The following is a 1,867-nucleotide window of genomic DNA, read 5'->3' as shown; positions in this document are numbered from 1 at the left end:
CGCCCGCCGCGCCGCCCGCGACGTTCGCGGCGGAGTTCGGGTCGCCGCGCGAGGCGGGCGCGGCGGTCTCGGCGATCATGGCGGCGGGCTGCCAGCCGTCGCTGATGGAGCTGATCGACCGGGCCACCCTGGAGGCGATCGACGACTGGCGCAACATCGGCCTGGAGCCGGGCACGAACGCCATGCTCATCGGCCAGTCCGACGCGGCCGACGGGCAGGCCGTGGCCGAGCGGATGGAGCGGCTGTGCCTGGACAACGGCGCGTCGTTCGTAGCGGTCTCGTCCAGCCCGCAGGAGACCGAGGAGCTGATCGGCGTGCGCCGGATGGCCTACGACGCCAAGGAACGCCTGGGGGCGTGCCTGGTCGAGGACGTGTGCGTGCCGCGTTCGGCGCTGCCCGACATGATCGGCGCGATCGAGGCGACCGCGGCCCGGCACGACGTCAGGATCTGCACGGTCGCGCACGCGGGTGACGGCAACCTGCACCCCGTCTTCATCTTCGAACGCGGCCTGGCCGAGCCGCCCGCGAACGTGTGGGCCGCGGCGGACGAGGTGTTCAGGCACGCCCTTGAGCTCGGCGGCACCCTCACGGGCGAGCACGGCGTCGGCGTGCTCAAGCGGCGCTGGCTGGCGCTGGAATCCGGGCCGGTGGCCCAGGAGGTGCAGCAGGGCATCAAGGCGGTGTTCGACCCGCTGGGCCTGCTGAACCCGGGCAAGGCCATCTGATCACCAGCCCAACAAAACGTGAAAGATATGTCACTGTCAGGCCACGCACCATTCGTCACGCTGGTAGCGTTCTGCCCCAGTCGTTGAAGGGTTATGCGTGGTCTCGGGGGGTTCCGACGTGAATCAGGGGCAGCCGTTGGCGGTGGACGATCCGCGACGGCTGGGGGCGTACGAGCTCCTCGGCCGTCTCGGGGAGGGTGGCCAGGGCGTCGTCTACCTGGCCCGCAGCGAATCCGGCGAGCAGGTCGCGGTCAAGCTGCTGCACCACGCCGCGGTGGCCGACCCCGAGGCCAGGTCCAGGTTCCTGCGCGAGGTGTCGGTGGCCCAGCGGGTCGCCCGGTTCTGCACGGCGCCGGTGCTCCACGCCGACCTGGAGGGCAGCCGGCCGTACATCGTGAGCGAGTTCGTCCCGGGCCCGTCGCTGCGCGAGCTGGTCATCAACGAGGGGCCGCGCCGGGGCGCCGCGCTGGAACGGCTCGCGATCAGCACGGCGACCGCGCTCGCGGCGATCCACCGGGCCGGCATCCTGCACCGCGACTTCAAGCCCGCGAACGTGCTCATGGGGCCCGAGGGCCCCGTTGTAATCGACTTCGGCATCGCCCGCGCCCTGGACTCGCCCGGGGCCACCGCCACCGGCATGGCCATGGGGACGCCGTCGTACCTGGCGCCCGAGCAGCTCAGCGGGGGCGTGGTGTCGGAGGCGGCCGACGTCTTCGCGTGGGGTGTCACGATGGTGTACGCCGCCACGGGCAAGCCGGCGTTCGGCGCCGACTCGATTCCCGTGGTGATGAACCGGATCCTCAACGAGGAGCCGGAGCTCGGCGGGATGGACGGGACGCTCGGCGAGCTGGTGGCGGCCTGCCTGTCCAAGGATCCGGCGCGGCGGCCCGGCGCGGACGAGATCATCGTCCGGCTCACGGGCCAGCCCGCCCCCAGCACGGCCATCGAGCCCGTCACCGGCCGGCGCCTCGTCCCGCCGCTCCCGGGCTCCCCCCAGCACGACACCCCCCAGCACGACACCCCTCAGCCCGATCCCCAGCAGGAGGGCCCCGCCCTCCAGCCCGCCGTCCCCCAGAGCACGGGCGGCCCGACGGCCGCCGCGGCAGGGACCTCCGGCGCCGCCCCCGGCGGGCAGCATCCGG

Annotated in this window: 2 protein-coding genes; both read left to right on the top strand. The window is 73.3% G+C overall.

All coding sequences use genetic code 11. The annotated features are described in order from the left end of the window. Nucleotides 1-725 (top strand): FAD-binding oxidoreductase (locus tag DQW85_RS23620; RefSeq protein WP_275888245.1); only part of this gene is annotated, 725 nt, incomplete at its 5' end. 118 nt (nucleotides 726-843) lie between these two features. Continuing rightward, nucleotides 844-1,867, top strand: a 1,024-nt coding sequence (locus tag DQW85_RS23615) for a serine/threonine-protein kinase (protein WP_240197382.1), incomplete at its 3' end; no start/stop codon positions are given.

The organism is Nonomuraea lactucae (genome assembly GCF_003313395.1).
In the GTDB taxonomy this organism is placed as follows: Bacteria; Actinomycetota; Actinomycetes; order Streptosporangiales; family Streptosporangiaceae; genus Nonomuraea; species Nonomuraea lactucae.
The sequence above is the reverse complement of the archived record's forward strand: the minus strand, read 5'-3'. Positions and strand labels throughout refer to the sequence as shown.